The organism is Nocardia terrae (assembly GCF_009760405.1).
GTDB lineage: Bacteria > Actinomycetota > Actinomycetes > Mycobacteriales > Mycobacteriaceae > Nocardia > Nocardia terrae.
The window spans coordinates 450178-466339 of sequence record NZ_WRPP01000005.1 but is presented as its reverse complement, the minus strand read 5'-3'; the positions used below and the strand labels follow the sequence as shown (position 1 = coordinate 466339).

Annotated in this window: 13 protein-coding genes; 10 read left to right on the top strand and 3 right to left on the bottom strand. The window is 63.6% G+C overall.

The window, feature by feature from the left end; genetic code table 11:
* The first annotated feature begins 89 nt into the window (after positions 1-89).
* Complete coding sequence (locus GPX89_RS26260) at positions 90-668, top strand: TetR/AcrR family transcriptional regulator (protein ID WP_328602335.1); 579 nt, start codon at positions 90-92, stop codon at positions 666-668.
* Between the two features lie 232 nt (positions 669-900).
* On the opposite strand, the gene GPX89_RS26255 is transcribed toward GPX89_RS26260, so the two are convergent.
* Positions 901-2217: a TetR/AcrR family transcriptional regulator gene (locus GPX89_RS26255; protein ID WP_157390312.1), complete on the bottom strand. Its 1317-nt coding sequence runs from the start codon at positions 2215-2217 to the stop codon at positions 901-903.
* A 210-nt stretch (positions 2218-2427) separates the two neighbouring features.
* Here GPX89_RS26255 and GPX89_RS26250 point away from each other — a divergent pair, with 210 nt between their 5' ends.
* Positions 2428-3468, top strand: coding sequence for an ABC transporter ATP-binding protein (locus GPX89_RS26250; RefSeq protein WP_157390311.1), 1041 nt, complete (start codon positions 2428-2430; stop codon positions 3466-3468).
* On the opposite strand, the gene GPX89_RS26245 is transcribed toward GPX89_RS26250, so the two are convergent.
* The gene (locus GPX89_RS26245) at positions 3469-6801 is read right to left on the bottom strand and encodes a serine/threonine-protein kinase (RefSeq protein WP_157390310.1); all 3333 of its coding nucleotides are present in this window, start codon (positions 6799-6801) and stop codon (positions 3469-3471) included. It lies immediately after the preceding gene.
* Positions 6802-6888: 87 nt separating this feature from the next.
* Positions 6889-7761 carry a lytic transglycosylase domain-containing protein gene (locus GPX89_RS26240; RefSeq protein ID WP_328602334.1) on the bottom strand — a complete coding sequence of 291 codons (873 nt, stop codon included), beginning with the start codon at positions 7759-7761 and terminating at the stop codon, positions 6889-6891.
* Positions 7762-8342: 581 nt separating this feature from the next.
* On the opposite strand from GPX89_RS26240, the gene GPX89_RS26235 reads away from it, so the two are divergent.
* The 8 genes from GPX89_RS26235 (at position 8343) to GPX89_RS26200 (ending at position 16112) form a co-directional block, all read left to right on the top strand.
* Positions 8343-9161 (top strand): ABC transporter permease, encoded by an 819-nt coding sequence (locus GPX89_RS26235; protein WP_157390309.1) that lies wholly within the window; start codon positions 8343-8345, stop codon positions 9159-9161.
* An 85-nt stretch (positions 9162-9246) separates the two neighbouring features.
* On the top strand, positions 9247-10035 hold the full coding sequence (locus GPX89_RS26230; protein ID WP_235948213.1) for an MlaE family ABC transporter permease: 789 nt from the start codon (positions 9247-9249) through the stop codon (positions 10033-10035).
* Positions 10036-10054: 19 nt separating this feature from the next.
* Entirely contained in the window at positions 10055-11143 is a 1089-nt protein-coding gene (locus tag GPX89_RS26225) for an MlaD family protein (protein WP_157390307.1), read from the top strand.
* Entirely contained in the window at positions 11140-12156 is a 1017-nt protein-coding gene (locus GPX89_RS26220) for an MlaD family protein (protein ID WP_328602333.1), read from the top strand. Before GPX89_RS26225 ends, GPX89_RS26220 begins: the two co-directional genes overlap by 4 nt.
* Positions 12141-13124 (top strand): MlaD family protein, encoded by a 984-nt coding sequence (locus tag GPX89_RS26215; RefSeq protein ID WP_157390306.1) that lies wholly within the window; start codon positions 12141-12143, stop codon positions 13122-13124. Before GPX89_RS26220 ends, GPX89_RS26215 begins: the two co-directional genes overlap by 16 nt.
* Before the next feature lies 1 nt (position 13125).
* On the top strand, positions 13126-14148 hold the full coding sequence (locus GPX89_RS26210; protein ID WP_157390305.1) for an MlaD family protein: 1023 nt from the start codon (positions 13126-13128) through the stop codon (positions 14146-14148).
* Positions 14149-15156 (top strand): MlaD family protein, encoded by a 1008-nt coding sequence (locus GPX89_RS26205; protein WP_157390304.1) that lies wholly within the window; start codon positions 14149-14151, stop codon positions 15154-15156.
* The gene (locus tag GPX89_RS26200; RefSeq protein WP_157390303.1) at positions 15153-16112 is read left to right on the top strand and encodes an MlaD family protein; all 960 of its coding nucleotides are present in this window, start codon (positions 15153-15155) and stop codon (positions 16110-16112) included. Before GPX89_RS26205 ends, GPX89_RS26200 begins: the two co-directional genes overlap by 4 nt.
* The last annotated feature ends 50 nt before the right edge of the window (positions 16113-16162 follow it).

The following is a 16162-nucleotide window of genomic DNA, read 5'->3' as shown; positions in this document are numbered from 1 at the left end:
CAAAACGGTAGTCAACTATCATATATGCGGCAAGGTACGCTCGGTCACAGCCCTGGCACTGGTGAATCGACAGAAGGAGCACAGCCCGCGTGGCGACGAAACCGCTTCGGGCGGATGCTTTCACGAGCATCTCCCGCATCGTCGAGGCGGCTCGGCGACTGTTCGCCACCGAGGGCGGTTCGGCGACCCTCGCGCACATCGCGCGCGAAGCGGGGGTTGGCGTGGCCACCCTGTACCGGCACTTTCCCAATCGAGAAGCCCTGGCGCGCGCCGTCTACGAACGGATCCTCACTACCGAGGTCCTGCCCATGCTGGCCGAGCTCGACAAAGACGCTTTGCCCCGATCCATCCTCCTCGATGTCGCCGAACGTGTGGCCGACATCGTTCAGAGTGAACGGACGCTCGCCACTTCGATCGGAAACCTGACCGAGGTCACCGCAGAGTTCCTGACCCAAAGCGATGAGGTCTTCGGCCCTGCGGTACAGCGTGCTCAGGCGGCGGGAAACCTGCGGCCCGACCTCGAACCACGCGATGTGCCTTATGTTTTCGCGATGGTGATCACCGCGTTGAGTGCCGTCGAGCTCAACCCTTCCGCGCGACGCAGGTACCTCAGCTTCTTATTGGACGCGCTCAACCCCGCTCAGGCCGCGCCTCTTCCGCCCATGTGAGTACGGTGCGTCGTTGTGCTCGCTGGCCGGCGACGATCTCGAGCCGGATGTTGTCGGCGAGCGTCTTCATGCGACCGCCGTCAACGTATGTTCGATGAGTTGCGTGAGTGTCTCGAGCACCTGGTTCCCGACATCGACTTCGACGCGCTGGGTCCCGTTGATTGCAGCCGGTGATCTGGAAGGAGTGAAGCAGTGCGCAGACGGGTGAACGTCCAGCCCAGGTCTTGAACCCCTACTTGCCGTAGATTGTGGAAGTCAGGAGCTCGCCGAGGTAGGTGGCCACGGCTGGCGTCTGCTCCAGATTTCTCTCGCCGGCAAGGGATCCCGCGATACTCCGCTCGACGGTCCAGAGGAGTACCGCGGCGAACTGGGGAGCGGGCGGGCCGTCGAGTGCTAGTCCGGCGGCTCGGTCGGACTCGATAGCTGTTGCAAGCGATGCGATCAGACTCGTCATGATGGCGAGGTAGCGTTCTCGGAGGTCTGGGCGTCGAGTCCATTCGTGGATGGCCGCACGGAGGACCCCGAGGCTGTTGGGGTCCAGGTCGAGCCAATGGATGATCGCCGAGCGGACTCGGTCGGGGTTGGAGCGGTCGACCTGGGCGAGCGTGCTGAATCGGCTGACGATTTGGCCGGCGACGCGGTCGAAGAGGGCGAGGAAGACGTCGTCTTTGTTCGCGAAATAGAAGTAGAACGTCGCTCGTGAGAGCTTCGCGCGCTCGAGGATCTTGGCTACACTCACCTGCTCGAACGGCATCTCCTGAAGGAGCGAGTTCGTCGCCTCGATAATTGTTGCTGCCGTTTCGAATTCCGGCGCTTCACTCGCGTCGGGCGAGGAACCGACAGCAGCGGCGGCCGACAGCACGGTGTCAGGCAGCTTGCCGCTCGTGCGACGCTTCTTCCGCTGATGCTGAAGTGTTCGGCGATTGCCGTAAAGCGCTGCGAGAGTCAACTCGACAATTGAGTCGACCGCCGCCTCTGGGTTGGGGAGGTGGCTGTCGTATGCCCGGGCGCCCACGTAGAAGCATCGTTCGTAGCCGCTGACAAGGATGGCGGCGATCATCGCTGCGGGTGCGCCATCGGGTGCGTCGCCTCCGGCGCGGGCTTGGTCGAGCTGTGTGGTCATCTCGGAGATGAAGCGGTCGAGCATGAGGTTCCATGCGCTGGCGAGTTGTGGGACGACGTGCATATGTTCGACGACGGCGCAGATCAACTCGCTCTGGGACGACCATAGGTCGATCGTGTGCCGGAGGTTGTCCTCCATCGCCTGCCGGTGTGACTCGCCGAGCTCGGCGTGCCAGGGACCCTCGGTGCTGTGAGTGTCCTCGACCAGTCGCTCGACCATGGCGGTGATGACGTCGTACTTCGACGCGAAGTAGTGATAAAAGTTCGCTCGTGACACCCGGGCACGGGCCAGAATTTGGGCCACGGTGAGGTCCTGGAGCGGGGTTTCTCGCAGCAGGTGCGTCGTCGCGGAGAACACCGCAAGCTCGGTGCTGCCACGCCCGTCATGTTTGCGGGGGCGTTGGCGCGCAATCGATTTGGCGTTCAATTTATGCCTCTCCCTGGAACTTTCCGTCGATCATACGCGGAGTATGGACAAAGTGTTCAGTGACACCTACAGTCCTTTGTATCGCACATCACATATCCCGTGCGTGGGTCGGCTGGACCGGCTCGGCGTGCGGGTGTGGGTGGAGAAAGCGTACGGATCGCGTCTGGCGGGGTGATCTGCTTTCTGGGGTAGTTGATCGGCGGATGGGCGATGAACTCGCAGCAGATCTCTATCCATCAGGAGGGCACCGTGGGTGTCGAAGTGAGCACCGTTGGCGTAACCAAACGCTTTGGTTCGCAGACCATTTGGCAGGATGTATCGCTGACACTGCCCGCCGGGGAGGTCAGCGTCCTGCTCGGCCCGTCGGGTACGGGCAAGTCGGTGTTCCTGAAGTCGCTGATCGGACTGTTGCGTCCGGAACAGGGGCAGATCTACATCGACGGAACCGATATCACCACCTGCTCGACCAAGGAGCTCTACGAGATCCGCAAACTCTTCGGGGTGCTGTTCCAGGACGGCGCGCTGTTCGGCTCGATGGACCTGTTCGACAACGTCGCCTTCCCGCTGCGCGAGCACACCCGCAAGGGAGAGTCGGAGATCAAGCGGATCGTGATGGAGAAGCTCGATCTCGTCGGTCTCACCGGGGCCGAGGACAAGCTTCCCGGCGAGATCTCCGGCGGGATGCGCAAGCGCGCCGGCCTGGCTCGGGCCCTGGTACTCGACCCGGAGATCATCCTCGTCGACGAGCCGGACTCCGGTCTGGACCCGGTCCGCACGACCTACATCAGTCAGCTGTTCCTGGACATCAACTCCCAGATCGACGCGACGTTCCTGATCGTGACCCACAACATCAACCTCGCGCGGACGGTTCCCGACAACATCGGCATGCTGTTTCGCCGCGAGCTGGTGATGTTCGGCCCACGGGAGGTCTTGCTGACTTCCGACCAGCCGGTCGTCAAGCAATTCTTGAACGGCCGGATGGTCGGCCCGATCGGCATGAGCGAGGAGAAGGACGAGGCGCAGATGGCGCGCGAGCGGGCGCTGGTCGAAGCCGGGCATCACCAGGGCGGCGCCGAGGAGATCGAAGGGATCATCCCGCAGATGCAGGCCACTCCAGGCATGCCGACTCGTCAAGCGGTCGCACGGCGGCAAGCGCGGGTACGCGAAATCCTGCACACACTCCCGGACGCCGCGCAGTCCGCGATCATGGACAGTTTCGAACCCGTTCTGGCGGGCACGTACACCGACTGATCACCGACGGTCGATCAGGTCACCGAACACGGGGCCCGCGTCGAGGAGGAGCCGGGTGATGCCGAGCTCGCGGCATTGATTTTCGATTCCGGTCGCGAGGCGCATTGCCTGATCGTCCTCCCCGGCGATCGACAGGCACTGTGCCAGCAGGATTTCGGCGTTCAACCGGGCGCGTCGCCGTTGCTGGGTCGTCAGCTTGGCGACCAATGCCGCAGCATCTCCGACTATGGCGGTGATGCGTTCGGAGGACCCGGAATTCAAGATCGTGCGAATCCGGTTGGACAGCAGGATATCGCCGATCAGCTCGTCTGCGTCCGTGCCGGCCTTTGATCCTCGGGCGAAATCGACTGGGATGGAGAGTGATTCGGAATCAGTCGCGAGACCGAGCCGAATCCTCTCGCACTCGACCGCCGCGGCGAGCCGCGGCAGCGCGAGCTCTTTGGCGGTGCGTGCCCCTTCCTCCAGTCGGTGGAGAGCTTCGTCGCGGTTACCCCGGACGGCTTTCACCCGGGCCCCGATCGCGTAGCCGGCGATCATGAAATCGACTGTGCCAGCGGTGGCGCCGAGCTCGAAGCTGGCATCGAGCAAGCTTTCGGCTTCGTCCAGCTCGTCCCGCTCATAGAGCAGCGCGCCGAGCAGGGCCCCGGCCAACCGGGCGGCGATGCCGGAACTACCGCGGGCGACCTGCGCCACGCGCTGGGCCTTACGGAAGTAGTACTCGGCGGCCGGAATATCCAGCTGCTCGTGCGCGGCGATGCCGCTGAAGCAGTAGAGGTACGTTCGGGTCAGTTGGCCGCTGGTGGTGTCGGACAGGCTGGAGACGCGATCGCGCCACTGCTTCGCGCCCTCGAAATCGAAGCGCATGAGCGCGAGGTAGGCCGAGACCACGCCAGCAGTGGATACGAACCAGGGGTCGAACGACTCCGGCGCGGACAGCGGTGCCGCGATCAGGTCCTCCACGCCGACAGTGTGATCCGAGAGCATTGCCGTCACGGCCTCGATGACTCCGCATTGGTTGCGCAGGTGCTCGCTATCGGCGTCGGCGTGCGACCGATCGAGGATGACGTACACGCGTTTCAGCGCCTCTTTTGCTTCGAGGTCGTGCCGGAGCGCGATATTGGCCAGCGCGACGGCTGTCTGCAGGTGCGGGAGCGTTTCCGCGACATCATCGGGCAGTGCCTCGACCAGCCCGAGCAATCTCGCGGGTTGTCCGTCCTCGAGCAAGGTGAATCCGGCCTGTTCGACCAGCTGGGCAGCGCGCAGTTGATCGCCGGTCGCGAGGGTGTGCCGGACAGCGTCCGCGATATGCCCATGATCGATGAACCATTGCGCAGCGCGCCTGTGCAGCTCCGGCAACCGGTCCGGTTGATCTCGTTCGAGGCGTCGTTGCAGGTACTCGGCGAACAGGTGGTGGTAGCGGAACCACTCGCCGTTGTCGTCGAGGCGCTGCAGGAACAGATTTCGCTCCTCGACCTCATCCAGCCGCGCCTGTCCGGTGGTTTCCTGAGTCAGTGTGTTCGCGAGGTCACCGCTTATCCGGCGAGTGAGTGAGGTCGCCATCATGAAGTCGACCAACGCGGGTTCCAGTGAATCCAGGACGTTCTCGGCGAGGAAGTCTCCGATGGCTTGGTGACGACCGGAGATATTCGTGAGCAGGCTCGTGGAGTCCGTCCTGTGCTGCAAGGACAGCGACGCCAGTTGCAGTGCCGCCACCCAGCCTTCGGTCGAGTGGGTCAGCTCGGACACCTGTGTCGGCGTTACCCGAAGCCCGTCATATCCGGACAAGAGCGCAGCTGCCTCGTCGTCGGTGAAACGCAATGCGGCCGCGTCGATTTCGACCAGTTCGTTTCGGACCCGCATACCGGCGAGCGGCAGACCCGATCTCGTCCGGGTTGTGATGATCAACTGCAGATGGTGACAGCCCTTCTCCAGCAGGAATCTGAGAGCGTTGCGGGTCGACTCGCTGGTCACCTGGTGCCAGTCGTCGACGACGATGGCGAGCCGACGATCCAGGTCGTGAATCTTGTTGATCAGAGTGGTCAGGACGAATCGTTCTGCCTGACCACCGGCCTCTTCCAGGGCGTTGCGCAGATCATGGGCGAGTGCGGGCTCCACGCGATGCACCGCTTCGACCAGATGCGTGCAGAAGGTGATCGCATTGTTGTCCTCGGCATCGAGCGTCAGCCAGACAACGAGAACCCCTGTGCCACTGATGTATTCGGCCCACTGTGCCGCGAGACTGCTCTTACCGAATCCGGCAGGTGCGTGAATCACGACCAGTCGCTTGCGTTCCTGTTGTTTCAGCGGGGCCATGACTCTCGCCCGGGCTACCAGCGCACGGGTGGGGTGGGGTGGGCGAAAGCGCGTATTCGGTGTCGGGGGAGGGGTACTGGCGCGCCTCGGCACTGCCTTACCGTGGTTGTCGGAGACGGATGCTGCCGGATCGGCCGTGCCCATGACGCTCAAATCGTCCTGCGGCAGTCCGAGATGCTGTTGCAGATCGCGGATGGCAGTGCCGAACTCGTATGCCGACCTGGGCCGGTTGCCCGGGTTTCTCGCCATTGCCGTCTCTACCAGGCCCGCGATCCCCTCGGGCAGGTCGAGCGGCAACACGGCAGTTTGCCGGCTGATCCGAATGAACTGCGCGACGAGATCTTCCCCCTCCATGCGCTCGAAAGCGGCGTGGCCGGTCAGCGCACTGAACAGGGTCGCGCCGAGACCGTAGATGTCGGACTGCACGCTGGATGACCGGCCGGCGAGCACTTCGGGCGCGGTGAAAGCCGGCGATCCGGTGATCTCGCCGGTAGCCGTCTGAAAGCCGTCGATCCCGTGTGCGATGCCGAAATCGCACAATTGAGGTTCGCCGTAGTCGGTGATCAGGATGTTCGCGGGTTTGACGTCCCGATGGAGAATGCCGTTGCGGTGTGCGGTCTCCATCGCCGCGGAGAGTTTTATCCCGAGCCTCAGGACGTCGGGGTAGTCGAGCGGGCCATCCCTGGTGATGCGGTCGTGCAGAGAACCAGCGGGATGGTAGGGCATCACCAGATAGGGACGTCCCGTCGCAGTCACGTCGACGTGCAGCACCGTCACGATGTTCGGGTGCCCTGACAATCGTCCCAGCGCACGTTGCTCACGCAGGAACCGCTGCAGATCTGCATCGCTCGTCTTGGTATCGACGATCTTGACCGCGACATCGCGATCGAGGGCGCGCTCACGGCATCGATAGACCGCGCCGAAACCACCCCGACCGATCAGTTCGGCACCCTCGAACCCCTCGGCCTCCAACTCCGCCTCGATACCGAGGACCTGTTGGCGCTGAGTCGCATCGTTCATGCCATCGCCCTTGACGAGTGCGCCGTTGGTGGATCCAGCATACGACGGGCACTACGCGATAGGCCGCGTACGGATGATCGAGTTTGCTCAGGACGCAGGTGGGCAGAAAATGCCACAGGGGATCGGGGGCAGACCCGGTATCTGGATCATCGGCGCAGGCGCAGGCGCAGGTGTCGGGGCGGCTGCGGGATCCGGTGTCGAATCAGGATCGGTCGGTGTCGCCGGATCCGCTGGTGCCGCATCCTGTACCGGCGACGAGGGCTGCTGCGCGGCAGGCGCTTGCGGGCTCTGGGGAACGTCGGCCAGGGCGGCTTGATCGCCGGGTTGTTCGCCGCCGTAGACGGCCGACCAGTGCAGGACGTCGGCCGCGTAGGAGGCCGAATTGTTGTAGCGCAAGACGGCACGAACGCGCTGTTGAGGGTCGTGCAGATCCATCCCGCCGGAACACAGGTATTTGCCCGCGGCCAGGGCGGCGTCGAAGACGTTGTTCGGGTCCGGCTTGCCGTCGCCCTTACCGTCACTCGCGTAGGCATTCCAGGTGCTGGGCAGGAACTGCATGGGACCGACGGCACGGATGTACCCTCCGGCGCCATCTTTGATGACTTCGTTGCCCGGCAGGGATCCGTCCAGTGCTGGGCCGAAGATGGGCGACAGCGTCGTACCGGAGGAGTCGACGTTGCCGCCGTCGGCATGGCCGGACTCGATCCGCCCGATGCCGGCAAGCAGATTCCAGGGCAGGCCGCAGCTCGGATCCGATTGCGCCAGCATGCGTTCGGCATTGCGGTAGGCGGCGAGCACCAGGTCCGGGATCCCGCTCACAGGCGGCCCGGCAGTCGCGGCAGCCGGCTCGGGCGTCACAGCCGGTAGGTCGGTCGGCGCCGCCGCCTCGGCGGACGGCGCGTGCAGCGGGCTCCGTGCAGGCTGGGTTGCGGAACCCGATGAGCGATCGAGTTTCTCCACCGAAAGCGATTGCTGTAGAGCCGCTTTCGGCACTCCGGCCAACGGGGGTGGTAGATCGACCGGCGCTCCTACTGCGGAGGAGCCCGCGATGGCCATGCCGGCGATTGCGAGGGCCGAGACACTGATGGGCTTGAATCTCATAACACCGACTCCAGATGTCGTACTCAGTGACCATACAGTCTGTTCAGACTGTGTGACGGACACCATATCTGAACACGGTGTTCAGTAGCAAGGGTTTGCTTTGTGCAGCGGTTTTCTGGAGTATTTCGATGCGATTCACAAATATTGGACAATTGATCAGAAGTGTGATCTATTGCGCACCTAACGGTGCGTGCTATGCTCCCTACCGCAAGTGACCCGGAGCACATTCTCCGGAGATCTGAACCCATCCCATGGCCACTACCTGCGGTTTCATTGGAGATGGTCGAGGCGCAATCGTGCCATACGGGTGTCAGGCGAGGATTCGGAAGGTCGTAAGGCTAGATGCTAAATCTAATGGTTATAGATTTTAAACCTAATGCTTATAGATACGTTTCCGAGCCATCGCAGTGCTCGGCACGCCTCGTTCTGGCAGGTCTCGGATGACGGTCGCAGCCTCGAAAATTGCGTATCAATTGGTCGATCGGCCGCGGCGATCGCTGGGAACCCTGGGCAGGGCGGCGGAACTGAGTGCCGCGGTGTTGCGGTACTCGGTGGTCGACGCCATCCGCCTGCGGATGCCGATCTACGAGGTTGTCGACCAGATGTGGTTGCTGCTCAAAGTGACCGCGCTCCCGGCGCTGCTGATGGCCGTTCCGATCGGTGCGGAGGTCTCGGTTCAGGTCGGCGGCATCATGAACCAGGTCGGGGCCAACTCGTTGGCGGGCGCCGCCAGCGGACTCGGGGTTGTGGGGCAGGGTGCGCCGATGGCGGCCGGCCTGCTGATGAGTGGCGCGGCGGCATCGGCGATCGCCTCCGACCTCGGCGCACGCGCTATTCGCGAGGAGATCGACGCCATGCGCGTGATGGGTGTCGATCCGGTCGAGCGGCTGGTGATGCCCCGATTCCTCGCCATGATCGCCATCGCGCCGATCCTGTGCATCATCATCGTTTCGGCGGGCGTCTTCGCGGGCCTGATCATCTCGGCCAACGTGAATCACGTTGTGCCGGGTAGCTTCTGGCAGTCCTTCGGCGCCTTCGCGACGCCTACCGACTTGGTCTTCTCGGTGCTGAAAGCGCTACTGTTCGCGGCCATCGTGGTGTTCATAGCGAGCCTGCGCGGGCTCGAGGCCAAGGGCGGACCCAAGGGGGTCGCCAACGCGGTGAACGCCTCGGTCGTACTCAGCGTCTTCTGCATCTTCATGACGAACCTGCTTGTCAGCCAGCTGCAGATGATGTTCTTCCCGGCGAGATTGGCGTGATCGGATGACTACTCCATCGAAGTACACGCCCCTGTCGTCTGCTCTGGTACGCCCCGTTCGCTCGGCGAGACGCGGCCTGGAGGGCATGGCGGGCGAGATCGGGCAGGTCGTGATCTTCGTCGCCAAGGTCATCTACCTGCTGCCGAAAACCGTTCGCCACTATCGTCAAGCGACCTTCAAGACGATGAACAACATGGCCTGGGGGAGCGGCTCGCTGGTCGTCGACGGCGGTGTCGTCAGTCTGATGTTCTTCCTGGGCGTCGCCGTCGGCGCGGTCGTGGCCATCGAAGCCTTCATGGCGCTGGACCTACTCGGATTCGGCGCGCTGACCGGAATCATCGGCTCGTTCGGCAACATTCGCGTGATCGCCCCCATCATCACCGGCATCGGCTTCGCAGCCCAAGCGGGCTGCCGCATGACGGCGGAGATCGGTGCGATGCGGATCTCGGAGGAAATCGATGCCACCGAATCCATGGGACTGCAGGCGATTCCGTTCGTCGTGGGAACGCGGCTCATCGGGGGGATGCTGGTGGTGCTGCCCGGTTACCTGATGGCGCTGGTGATCAGCTTCATCACCGGCGGCATCATCGTCAAGACGTTCGACGGCCAGGCGGCGGGCACCTATGACCACTACTTCAGTCAGTTCCTGAGCCTCCCGGACCTGGGTGCGTCGGTCCTCAAGGCCATCACCTTCTGCGCGGTTGTGACGCTGATCCACTGCTACTACGGCTACTTCGCCAGCGGTGGCCCGGCCGGGGTCGGCGCCGCGTCGGGCCGTGCCATCCGGGCAAGTCTGGTCGCCATCGTCGTACTGAATTTCGTTATGACCGTGGCGATTTGGGGCTTGAGCCCGCTGCTGGTCTTCAAGGGATAGGGCACGAGGGGACAGAACGATGAGCAAGACCAGAAATCAGGACTTCCTCCGCGGCACGGACGAGCATCAGGCCCGCATCGTGAATACCACCGCAATCGTGGTGATCGCCGTGGCGGCTGCGGCGATCCTGGCCGCGGTGTGGATCTACCCACGCGCCAACCAGCCGGAAGGGCTGAAGCTGAGCGTCGATGTGCCGTACGTCGGTCCGGGCGTCGGGACCGGAACGAAGGTCATCCTCCGTGGTGCCGAAGTGGGCGAAGTGACCGGACTGGAGAAGACCGCGGCGGGATCGGTCCGGATGGCCTTGGTACTGCAGCCGAGCCAGATCCACGGCCTGACCGACGCCTTCGAGGTCGACTTCCGCCCGCAGAACTACTTCGGCATCACCGCGGTCAACCTCGTAGGTCAGGCAGGAGGGGGTCATCTCGCTGCGGGAACGGTGCTCAACCGCGTACCGGCCGGCGACTTCACGATGTCGACGATGCTGGAGAAGGGCTCCCTCGCCATCGATGGGACGCTGACCGATTCGATGATCCAGACCCTCGACAAGGTCATCCGCTACACCGACGGACTTACCCCGCTGATCCAGTCCGGGATCATCTTCGCCGATCGCGTCGCCGATACGCAGCAGGCACTGCCGAGTGAGCTGTTCGGCTACATGAACGGGATCCTCGATGTGCTGCCCGCGTTCGATCGCCAGGCGATCGATGCGCTGGCCCGGGTCTACGACACGAAATACAACCGTCGCCCCGACGGCTCGATCGGCGTCGACGACACCTTCATGGACGAGACCGGCGAAGGACTGAACCTCGCGGCGAATGACCTCTTCGGTTCCGCGGGAGCGTTGCTGAAATCCCATGGCACCGAATTGACTCCCGTCACGCAGCTGGTGCAGGCGATGTCGGATGCGCTGCCCGCGCTGACCGCGGGCGGTGCGGCAACCGGGAAGCTGTCCGCGCTGATCGACCGCTACAACAACGCTTTCCACGGCCCCGACAACGCCAAGACCCTCAATCTGCGAATCGTGCTCGACGATCTGCCGATGCTGGCCGCGCCCTTGGCGATCACGGGACTGCCGCAACCCCCTCACGAGGAGACACCCCGGTGAGCCCGAGAACGAAATTCCTCCTGACCCTGACCAAACTGGGCGTCGCAGCCATGGTCGCCGTGGCGCTCTTCCAAATCGTCATCAGCGCCATCAAGAATCCGGTCAATGGCGAAACGCATGGCTACAGAGCCGAATTCACGGACGTATCGGGCTTGCACGTCAACGGTGACGTGCGCATCAAGGGCGTTCGAGTCGGCAAGATCCAATCCATTGCCCTGGTCCGCCGCGACGGCAAGAGCATCGCCGACGTCGGCTTCTCGCTCGAGAAGCCGTACCGGCTGACCGACAACACCGTGCTGGCCGTGAAGTACCAGAGCCTGACCGGCATTCGGTACATGGACCTGCAGCAGCCGTCGGAAGGCGGCCATCCCACCGATCACCTGGACACCGCTATGACACGTCCGTCCTTCGATATCACCCAGCTGTTCAACGGTCTGCAGCCGGTGCTCAACACCATGAGCACCGACGAGATCAATGCCTTTACGCAGAACGCCATTTCACTGTTGCAGGGCGACGGCACCGGCCTCACACCGATGCTCGACAGCGTCCAGAAACTCGCGGATCTCGCCCACGACCGCGAACAGGTGATATCGACGCTGACCGCGAACCTCTCGCGCATCTCCGATTCGATGGGTGGCAAGTCACCGCAGGTCATGGACTTCCTGAAATCGGTGAGCTTTCCGATCGCCAAGGCCATGACGGTACTGAACGAGTTCCAGAAGACGGCCACGTTCGGTCCCGAATTCCTGACCCCGGTGTACCGGCTGATCACCGAACTCGGCCTGTCGCCGGACTTGGACATCGACAAGCTGCTGAGCCAGGCGTTCGCGTCGGTTCCGGCCGCCGCGGATGCGCTGCGCCTGTTGCCGGTGGCGTTCGCCGGCATGCAGGTGCCGCAACTCAGCTCGGCACAGTCCGGCGCGATGACGTGCAGCAATGGCGTCGCGCAGCTGCCTACCGAAGTCAACGTTCTGCTCAATGGCAGTGAGGTCGTGGTATGCAATCAGCACTGAAGCGCATCCGCGAGAACGAGGTACTGCTCGGCTCGTCGGTCGTATTCATCGCCGTCGTCGCCCTGGCGGCCACCACCCTGTTGTACGTGCATCCCCTGGGGCGCAAGACGATTTCCTTCGAGACCACCGACGCGTCCGCGCTGAGCACCGGCGAGGACGTCCGGGTGGCGGGGATCAGCGTCGGCAAGATCACCAAGATCGTCATGCAGCCGGCGGCCGTGCGGGTCGAAGCGGAGATCAAGGACGACACCTTCGTCGGCTCCGACTCGCGCGTGGAGATCAGGATGCTGACGCCAGTCGGTGGTTACGCGGTGACCCTCATCCCGCTGGGCAACGCGTCGTTGAAACAGGGTTCGATCGCTGCGGACCATGTCAGTGTTCCGTATTCGATCGGTGACGTGCTGCAGGCCGCGCCGCACGTGACCGACAAGGTCAACGGCACGACCATCGAGGCCAATATCGACCAGGTCGCCCAGGCGCTGCAACACAATTCGACATCGGTGGGATCGTTGATCGCCGGGATGAACAGCATCGCGACGGTGATGGATCACCAGCGCGGGCAGGTGCGCACCATCATGGATCTGGCGACGGAATACCTCCAGACGTTCAACGGCAGCCGGGACTTCGTCTTCGACCTGATCCGGCAGATCGACATCGTGTTGACGACCTACAACAACACGCACGTCGGATTCAACGAGGCATATCGCCTGCTCGGTGCCGTCCTGGTCAGCATCCAGCCGGAAGAGAAGTTCTATCTCGACCACAAGGATCAGGTGCTGGCCGCGGTCAACAAGCTGAAGGGCGCGATCGCCGATTTCCAGACCTCCATGGGCCCCGCCATCGACAACCTGCAGGGCTTGCGCTCGCAGCTCGAAGCCTGGCTCACACCACAGGGTCTGGCGACGATCGCCGGAGGAACCCTGTCGGCGAACCAAATCTGTGTCCCTATCCCAGGTCGGACGTGCTGACATGATCAAGAATCGCAAGCTGGTGATCAGCACAGCGGTGGTCGCCGGTGTCGTAGCAGCCGCAGGCGTCGGATTCGCCATGGTCACAGGCGATACCACGACCAGCTCCTCGGGGTACTGCGCGATCATGCCCGATGCGGTCGGGCTCTACGAGGGCAACCCGGTCACCCAAATGGGGCTCCAGATCGGCCGCGTCGATCACATCCGGTCCAAGGGCGACCACGTCGAGGTCAGCTTCTCCCTCGACGCCGGCCGACATTATCCCGCCGGGGTGAAGGCGGTGACTCGTTCGAAATCCCTTCTCGCCGACCGCAGCCTGGAATTGGTGGGCAATTACCAGACGGGGCCCCAGCTGAAATCCGGTCAATGCATCGCACTCGACCACAGTTTCACGCCCAAGAGCATCTCCGAGATCGCCGGATCCGCAGCCGATTTCATCGACGCTATGGCTCCGGACAACGGAAAGGACAGCTTCCAGAACGCGGTGGCCGGATTCGACGCGGCGCTGCACGGCAACGGCGAGCTCGCGCGCGCCATGATGCAGCACGCTGCCTCCGCCTCGGCCAATCCGGATCAGCTGATCTCCGATATCGGATCCAGCATTCTGAACATGGCGCCGCTGACCGACGAAGCGCTGCAACGCTGGTCCTCGCTGCGCTCCATCCTCGATCAGATGCCGCAGGTCGTCGATGCGGGCAACAAGCTGTGGCCCGGCGTTCTCAACGTCACCAATGGCACCGGCTGGCTGGTCGCGACCCTCTACGACATCCAGCGCAGCTACGGCGACGTGCTCTGGCCGCTGCTGAAGGGCGGTGTCGCCGACGTCATCCACCTGGCCGCTACGAGGTCGAAAGACATTGCGGCACTGCTGGAGTCAATTCCGCCAGTGGCGGCGATGCTGCGCCAACAGGCCGACAACAACGGCGGACTTGCCATCACGTACGCACCGCCGACCGTCAATGTCGGCGGTGCCGAGATACCCGCGGCCGGCTTGCTCGGGCTGACTCTTGCGAAGGGGCAGTAGATGAAGTTCTCGACAGGAATCAAAACGAGCGTGGGCGCGGTTGCCCTGTGCTGCACCGTATTCGGCACGACATCATGCTCCCTCGGCCCGAACGATCTGCCTTCGGTGACCGGTGGGATCGGCGACGGCTATGACGTCACCCTGCAATTCGCCAGCGTCATGAACCTGCCGACCGGCGCCGACATCATGATGGACGGGCTGCGCTTCGGCGAGGTCGGCAGCGTCAAGGTCACCGATCAGGCCGTGGTCGTGACCGCCAAGATGAAGTCGGGGACGCACGTCCCGGCCGAGGTCCGAGCCGTCATCCGGCAGAACACCCTGCTCGGCGACACCTACATCGCACTCGACCACGATGCGACCGATGCGTCGAAGGGGTACCTGACGGCCGACGGTGTGGTGCCGGTGGCTCGCACATCGTCGCCGCCGCAGCTCGAGGACACGATGGCCGTGCTGGCCTACTTCGTCAACGGCGGCAGCATTCAGAAGGTCGAAGACGCGATGACCCGGATCAACCGCGTCATGCCCGCGGTGCCCGATGTCCAGCATCTGGCTTCGGTGGTCTCTGTCGATCTGCACGACCTGGCCCAGAACACCGGCGAAATCGACCGTGCGCTCAACGGATTCGATGCCACCGCGACCTCGGTGAACGACAACTCCTCGACGCTGGCGACACTGTTCTCCCAGCCGACCGCGCACTATTGGCGCCGCGTGGCGGTGGACATCGTGTCCTACATCGGGCAGATCCTGCCGTCGGTCGGCAGCGTGTACGAGGGGGGACTCTGGATGGTTCCGATGTTCGACTCGCTCGCGGACTCGGGCGGGATGATCCGTCAGCTCTGGGACGAGGCGCCGACCGACGCGGAGAAGCTGTCGGGATTCCTGCGGCAAACGATCCTGCCATTCGCGGCCAATCCTTCGGTGAACATCACCTCGGTCGAGTCGCCACAGGGCGATCAGCTGATCGCCGATGTCAGCAACGTGCTACGCATGCTGGGAGCAGTGAAATGATCGCCAGGACAACCGCATCCGTTGTCGGGATGGCCGTCATCGCGGCCGCCTCCTTCCTCTACATGGACCGGCTGGGTCTGCACATGACGGCCTTCGAGCACGTGCGGACGGCGAGCATGTCGGTGACCGACACCAATGGCCTCGTCGTCGGCTCGCGAGTGCTCATCCGCGGCGTGGCGGTCGGTCACGTCACCGGGATCACCGCAGCCGCGGATCACATCGAAGTGAACTGGAACTACAACAGCGACTACAGGATTCCGGTCGACAGCCGCTTCCGGGTGGACAATCTGTCCGCACTGGGGGAAGCCTATCTCGCGATAGCGCCGGCCACGACCTCTGGGCCATTCCTGGCCGACGAGGCCAGCGTCCCCTCCGAGAAGGTCGTGGTCCCGACGACCTTCAAGGAACTCTCCGCGCGGTTGACCAGACTTCTGGAACAGGTGGATCCGCAACGGATTCAGGACATCTTCCACACGATGGACATCGCACTGCCCGATGACACGCGCGTGGTCGGCGATCTGAACCACGCCGGTGAGCTGCTCGCATCCGCTCTCACCAGCCAATCGGACAACCTGACGACGCTGTTGCGTGCGATACAGCCGTTGTTGCTGCAATCGTCCTCGGTGCCGGGTGATCTCGCGGCGACGACCCCCATCGTGGCGGACTTCGGCGGCCAGTTCTCCGGGATCCTCGACTCGATCCACTTCGCCACCGAGTTCGGTCCCCTGAGGGACGGAATCAAGTACGGCGCCGGTCCACTGATCGGCCAACTGCAGCAATTCCTGGACAAGAGCTCCGGCGATCTCCAGGTGCTCGGGGTGGATCTGCTGCCCGGTGTCCGGGCCGGGGCGGCCGCACTGCAGACCGTCGACGTCGGCCGATTCCTCGACAACGCGCTCGCGGCAACGGAAACCGGCGATGCGCTCACCATTCACGTCCACACACCGGGGAGGTAGCGATCGACGGGACTGAACCACGACTCGGACATCACGTGGGGGACAAGCAG

Excerpts from the sequence above, each read along its gene's own strand:
- GPX89_RS26225 (WP_157390307.1), top strand. The coding sequence starts at position 10,055 with ATGAGCAAGACCAGAAATCAGGACTTCCTCCGCGGCACGGACGAGCAT.
- GPX89_RS26200 (WP_157390303.1), top strand. The coding sequence starts at position 15,153 with ATGATCGCCAGGACAACCGCATCCGTTGTCGGGATGGCCGTCATCGCG.
- GPX89_RS26210 (WP_157390305.1), top strand. The coding sequence starts at position 13,126 with ATGATCAAGAATCGCAAGCTGGTGATCAGCACAGCGGTGGTCGCCGGT.
- GPX89_RS26235 (WP_157390309.1), top strand. The coding sequence starts at position 8,343 with ATGACGGTCGCAGCCTCGAAAATTGCGTATCAATTGGTCGATCGGCCG.
- GPX89_RS26245 (WP_157390310.1), bottom strand. The coding sequence starts at position 6,801 with ATGAACGATGCGACTCAGCGCCAACAGGTCCTCGGTATCGAGGCGGAG.
- GPX89_RS26230 (WP_235948213.1), top strand. The coding sequence starts at position 9,247 with ATGGCGGGCGAGATCGGGCAGGTCGTGATCTTCGTCGCCAAGGTCATC.
- GPX89_RS26250 (WP_157390311.1), top strand. The coding sequence starts at position 2,428 with ATGAACTCGCAGCAGATCTCTATCCATCAGGAGGGCACCGTGGGTGTC.
- GPX89_RS26215 (WP_157390306.1), top strand. The coding sequence starts at position 12,141 with ATGCAATCAGCACTGAAGCGCATCCGCGAGAACGAGGTACTGCTCGGC.
- GPX89_RS26205 (WP_157390304.1), top strand. The coding sequence starts at position 14,149 with ATGAAGTTCTCGACAGGAATCAAAACGAGCGTGGGCGCGGTTGCCCTG.